Annotated in this window: 6 protein-coding genes and 1 pseudogene; 5 read left to right on the top strand and 2 right to left on the bottom strand. The window is 70.8% G+C overall.

What is annotated here, in order from left to right; translation table 11 throughout:
• A pseudogene (locus PLL68_RS11085) lies at positions 1–381 on the bottom strand (sensor histidine kinase); the annotation flags it as partial.
• 106 nt (positions 382–487) lie between these two features.
• Here PLL68_RS11085 and PLL68_RS11080 point away from each other — a divergent pair.
• The 5 genes from PLL68_RS11080 to rraA are packed head-to-tail and all read left to right on the top strand — an operon-like array spanning position 488 to position 4,374.
• Positions 488–1,501: a Bug family tripartite tricarboxylate transporter substrate binding protein gene (locus tag PLL68_RS11080; protein WP_324534062.1), complete on the top strand. Its 1,014-nt coding sequence runs from the start codon at positions 488–490 to the stop codon at positions 1,499–1,501.
• Positions 1,498–2,013, top strand: coding sequence for a tripartite tricarboxylate transporter TctB family protein (locus PLL68_RS11075; protein ID WP_324534060.1), 516 nt, complete (start codon positions 1,498–1,500; stop codon positions 2,011–2,013). The genes PLL68_RS11080 and PLL68_RS11075 overlap by 4 nt, the downstream gene beginning before the upstream one ends.
• Positions 2,013–3,512 (top strand): tripartite tricarboxylate transporter permease, encoded by a 1,500-nt coding sequence (locus PLL68_RS11070; RefSeq protein WP_324534058.1) that lies wholly within the window; start codon positions 2,013–2,015, stop codon positions 3,510–3,512. The genes PLL68_RS11075 and PLL68_RS11070 overlap by 1 nt, the downstream gene beginning before the upstream one ends.
• On the top strand, positions 3,509–3,907 hold the full coding sequence (locus PLL68_RS11065) for a universal stress protein (RefSeq protein WP_324534056.1): 399 nt from the start codon (positions 3,509–3,511) through the stop codon (positions 3,905–3,907). The genes PLL68_RS11070 and PLL68_RS11065 overlap by 4 nt, the downstream gene beginning before the upstream one ends.
• Complete coding sequence (rraA, locus tag PLL68_RS11060; protein ID WP_324534054.1) at positions 3,904–4,374, top strand: ribonuclease E activity regulator RraA; 471 nt, start codon at positions 3,904–3,906, stop codon at positions 4,372–4,374. Before PLL68_RS11065 ends, rraA begins: the two co-directional genes overlap by 4 nt.
• A 110-nt stretch (positions 4,375–4,484) precedes the next feature.
• Here the strand turns inward: rraA and PLL68_RS11055 are convergent, their stop codons facing one another.
• Positions 4,485–4,925 (bottom strand): MarR family winged helix-turn-helix transcriptional regulator, encoded by a 441-nt coding sequence (locus PLL68_RS11055; RefSeq protein ID WP_324534053.1) that lies wholly within the window; start codon positions 4,923–4,925, stop codon positions 4,485–4,487.
• Positions 4,926–5,176 lie beyond the last annotated feature (251 nt).

Here is a 5,176-nt window from a genome sequence, read left to right as displayed (position 1 = left end):
GCCCGACCAGCTCGCTCCGGACGCCACACGCGGGTCCCCCAGCGGCATCGGCGCCCCCTCGAGCGAGGGGTGCGTGGACACGCGGACGTCGAGGTCGGTCTCGGCGAAGCTCACCGAGGACACCGAGGTCTGCGTCACGAGGCTCTGGGCGAGGGTGGCCAGGCCGGTGCGGGTCTCGGTCTCGGCGAGGCTGGCCCGCACGAGGGGGCTGCTCGCGACCTGCTCGGCGAGGGCGGCCACCCGCCGCCCCTCGACGCGCTCGAACGTCGCCGCCGACTGGGCGAGGGACACGGCGGCCACGGCCACGAGGACGACGGCGATGATCGCGAGCTGCAGGGCGAACAGCTGCCCGGCCAGCGTCGATCGAGGCCGCCTCCGCATGACCACTATGAACTCAACCTTCTCTGCCGACACAAGCGCGACAGCAGCAACTGCGCGCCCCCACGATCATGGCGTCCGACTCTCCCAGACGAAAGCGATCTCAACGATGAGACTCCACCACATCGCCCTCGGCGCCATCCTCGCGTCCGCCCTCGCCGTCTCCGGCTGCGGGGCGACCAAGGACCAGGGTGCCGGCGACTCGTCCTCGGCAGCGGCCGGCAGTGCAGCCCCCGCCACCGGCCTGCAGTACATGGTTCCGAACTCCCCGGGCGGCGGCTACGACACCACCGCACGCGCCGCGGCCCAGGTCATGGAGAAGGAGGGCATCACCGGCACGGTGCAGGTCTTCAACCTCCCGGGGGCCGGTGGCACCGTCGGCCTCCAGCGGGTCGTCAACGAGAAGGGCAACGGCAAGCTGGCCATGCAGATGGGGCTCGGCGTCGTCGGCGCGGCCTACACGCAGAAGACCGAGGCCTCGCTGAACGACACCACCCCGATCGCCAAGCTCATCGAGGAGGCCGGCGCGATCGTCGTGCCCAAGGACTCCCCGTACCAGGACATCAACCAGCTGGTCGAGGCGTGGAAGAAGGACCCCAAGGGCCTCGCGGTCGGTGGCGGCTCCTCCCCGGGTGGGCCGGACCACCTGCTGCCGATGCAGCTCGCGCAGGCGGTCGGAATCGACCCCAAGGCCGTGAGCTTCGTGTCCTACGACGGCGGCGGTGAGCTGCTGCCGGCGCTGCTCGGCAGCAAGATCGCCTTCGGCGCCAGCGGGTTCGGCGAGTTCCTCGACCAGGTCGAGGCCGGTGACGTGCGGGTCCTCGCCGTGACCAGCGCCGAGCGCGTCGACGCCCTCAAGGACGTGCCCACGCTCAAGGAGAGCGGCATCGACCTCGAGTTCACGAACTGGCGCGGGGTCGTGGCACCTCCCGGCATCTCCGAGGAGGACAAGGCGGTCTGGATCGACGCGTTCACGAAGATGCACGCCTCGGCGGGCTGGAAGGCCGAGCTCGAGAAGCGCGGCTGGGTCGACGCCTTCGCCACCGGTGAGGAGTTCGGGACCTTCCTCAAGGCTCAGGACACCGAGGTCGCCGAGATCCTGAAGACGCTCGGCCTGGCATGAGCGTCCAGGACATCGCTCCTGCGACGGGGGTCGGCGACCGCGCGCAGTACGGCGTGTGCGCGGCGCTGGCCCTCCTCGGGGTGGTCGTCATCGTCGACGCCACCCGCATCGGGGCAGCCACGAGCAGCAACGACCCGGTCGGGCCGAAGGCCCTGCCGTTCATCATCGGCGCCGCGCTGGTCCTCATCTCGGTGTTCTACGCACTCGACGTCGCCCGTGGTGGCGTCGGTGAGGCCGAGGGCGGTGAGGACGTCGAGCTCGGCGCCCCCGCCGACTGGCGCACCGTCGGCCTTCTCGCCGGTGCCTTCGTGCTCAACGCCCTGCTCATCGAGCGGCTCGGCTGGGTCATCAGCGGAGCGCTGCTGTTCGCGATGTCGGCCTACGCGCTCGGCAACCGCCACCACGCCCGCGGCCTGGCCGTCGGGATCGTCATGAGCCTGACGACCTTCTACGCGTTCGCGATCGGTCTCGGCGTGAGCCTGCCGGCCGGCATCCTGCAGGGAATCCTGTGATGGACAACATCAACGGCCTGCTCGGCGGCTTCGCCGACGTCATCACCCCGATGAACCTCCTCATCGCCCTCCTCGGCGTGCTCATCGGCACGGCCGTGGGCGTGCTGCCCGGTATCGGCCCCGCCATGACGGTCGCGCTGCTGCTGCCACTCACCTACGGCCTGCCCGTCGAGCAGTCGCTCATCCTGTTCGCCGGCATCTTCTACGGCGGCATGTACGGCGGCTCGACGACGTCGATCCTGCTCAACACCCCCGGTGAATCGGCATCGGTCGTCACCGCCCTCGAGGGCAACAAGATGGCCAAGTCGGGCCGGGCCGCGCAGGCCCTGGCCACGGCGGCCATCGGCTCGTTCGTCGCCGGCACCATCGGCACGGCGCTCATCGTGCTCGTCATGCCGCAGGTCGTCGACTTCGCCATCACCCTCGGCTCGCCCGAGTTCCTCGCGATCATCCTCGTGGCCTTCGTCGGCACGGCGGCCATCCTCGGCTCCTCCCGGGTGCGCGGCTTCGCAGCCCTGCTCGTCGGGCTCACCCTCGGTCTCGTCGGCACCGACTTCGTCACCGGCCAGCAGCGGTTGACGTTCGGCAGTCCGTTCCTCGCCGACAACATCGACGTCGTCGTCATCGCGGTCGGCATCTTCGCCGTCGGCGAGGCCCTGTGGGTCGCGGCCCACCTGCGGCGCAAGGCGGCCACGGTGATCCCCGTTGGTCGTCCGTGGCTCTCGCGCGAGGACTGGGGTCGCTCGTGGAAGCCCTGGCTTCGCGGCACCGCCCTCGGCTTCCCGTTCGGGGCGATCCCCGCCGGTGGTGCCGAGATCCCGACGTTCCTGTCCTACCTCACCGAGCGCAAGCTCTCGAAGAACCCTGAGGAGTTCGGCAAGGGCGCCATCGAGGGTGTCGCCGGCCCGGAGGCCGCGAACAACGCGTCCGCCGCCGGCACGATGGTGCCGCTGCTCGCCCTCGGACTGCCGACGAACGCGACGGCCGCCATCATCATCGCGGCCTTCATGAGCTACGGCATCGAGCCCGGCCCCCTCCTGCTCACCAAGGAGCCGGACCTGGTGTGGATGCTCATCGCCAGCCTGTTCATCGGCAACTTCTTCCTGCTCGTGCTGAACCTGCCGCTCGCGCCGACCTGGGCCAAGCTGCTGCGCATCCCGCGTCCGTACCTCTACGCGGGGATCCTCTTCTTCGCGTCGATGGGTGCGTATGCCGTCAACGGCCAGCCGTTCGACCTCTACCTGCTGCTGGCGCTGGGTTTCCTCGGCTTCGCGATGCGTCGCTTCGGGATCCCGGTGCTGCCGCTGATCGTCGGGGCCATCCTCGGGCCGTTGTTCGAGCGGCACCTGCGGCGCTCGCTGCAGACCTCCGGTGGTGACCTGTCCGGCCTGTTCGGTGGGCCGGTCGCCTGGGTCTGCTACGCCCTGATCATCGCGGTGCTGCTCTGGCCGCTGCTCGCACGCCTTCGCCCGTCGCGCCAGGAAGGAATCGCGTCATGACCGTCCTCGTCGGCTACATCCCGAACCCGTTGGGAGAGGCCACCATCCGCGCCGGGGTCGAGGAGGCCCGACGCCGGGCCGAGCCCCTCGTCGTCGTCAACATGTCGCGCGACGACGTGCTCGTCGACGCCCACCGGGCGGCATCCGACGACCTCGCCCGGGTGGAGCGCGACGTCGCCGAGCTCGGGGTCGAGGTCGAGGTGGTGCGCATCGAGCAGGGCAGCGACCCCGCGACGGCGATCGTCGAGGCCGCCGCCGAGCGCGGCGCCTCGGTCATCGTCATCGGGCTGCGGCACCGCACCCCGGTGGGCAAGCTCATCATGGGCTCGGTGGCGCAGCGCATCCTGATCGATGCCGCGTGTCCCGTCCTGGCCGTCAAGGAGGGGTCGGCGTGAGCGTCTCGACGGCGGACCTCTGGGACGAGCGCGGACACGAGCTGCAGTCCTGCTCAGTGCAGTTGCGGCACTTCGGCGGGCGCACTTCCTTCACCGGGGTGATCAGCACGGTGCGCTGCCACCGGGACAACGCGCTCGTGAAGTCGGCCCTGGCAGAGCCCGCGGAGGGGCGGGTTCTCGTCGTCGACGGCGGCGGGTCGCTCGAGTCGGCGCTCATGGGTGACCTCATCGCGGCATCCGCGGTGGACAACGGGTGGGCGGGCGTCGTCATCCACGGCGTCGTGCGTGACGTCGTGGCGCTGCGCTCGCTGGATCTCGGCGCCGTCGCGCTGGGGTCGAACCCGCGCAAGAGCGCCAAGGACGGGGTCGGCGAGCGTGACGCGCCCGTGTCGTTCGGAGGTGTCGAGTTCGTGCCCGGGCAGCAGATCTGGGTCGACGAGGACGGTGTGGTCGCCACCCACCCCTGACGGCCCCCACCCCCGTCCGGAACCCATCCCGGTCGGAACTTTCCCGCCCGATGCCAGAAGGTTCACCTTCGCCCCACTTCTTAGCTGGGGCGAAGGTGAACCTTCTGGTGTCAAGCAGGGTCCGGCCGGTCGTCCAGGGTGCGCAGGATGCGCTCGAGGTCCGCGCGGTCGGTGGCGCTGAGGCGGGCGAAGTAGGTGTCGGCGTCAGCACGCCGGGCCTGCCCGATCTCGTGCACCAACTGCCGTCCGGATGCCGTGAGCACCAACACCGTCGCCCGCCGGTCGCCGGGGTCGGGTTCTCGGGCGAGCAGCCCGCGCGCCTCCAGGGCGTCGACCACGTCGGTCACCGACCGGGGTGCGACCCGCAGGTGCCCGGCCAGCTCCCCGGGCCGGATGCCCTCGTGGCGGCTGATGACCTTCAGGGCGCGAGCGTGGTGCGGGGCGATCTCCCACGGGGCCATGGCCTCGGCGCCGCGTCGGCGCAGGATGCGCGCCACCCGCATGACGAGGTCACCGAGGTCGGGGGTCTCGGACGAGGCGGGCCGGGTCATGCGGGGAATGGTAGCGCGAAGTCGTGTGTTTGACTCATTGTGAGGTAACCTCACGACTACTTCGTCCGAGAGGAGGACGCCCATGACGGCGACCCTCACTGAAACCCGATCCCCGCACGCCGGCGCGGCCCACGGCCCCGGCGCCGCGGCATCCACCCCCATGTTCGATCGCGCAGAACGCGGCGGCCGAGGCGGCGGCGGTGGTCGCGGCGGCCCGATGACCATCGACCCCCGCGACAAGGCCCAGCTCG

The sequence above is a fragment of the Ornithinibacter sp. genome, assembly GCF_035443565.1.
Taxonomy (GTDB): domain Bacteria; phylum Actinomycetota; class Actinomycetes; order Actinomycetales; family Dermatophilaceae; genus Fodinibacter.
This window is presented reverse-complemented; position numbering and strand designations above follow the sequence as displayed.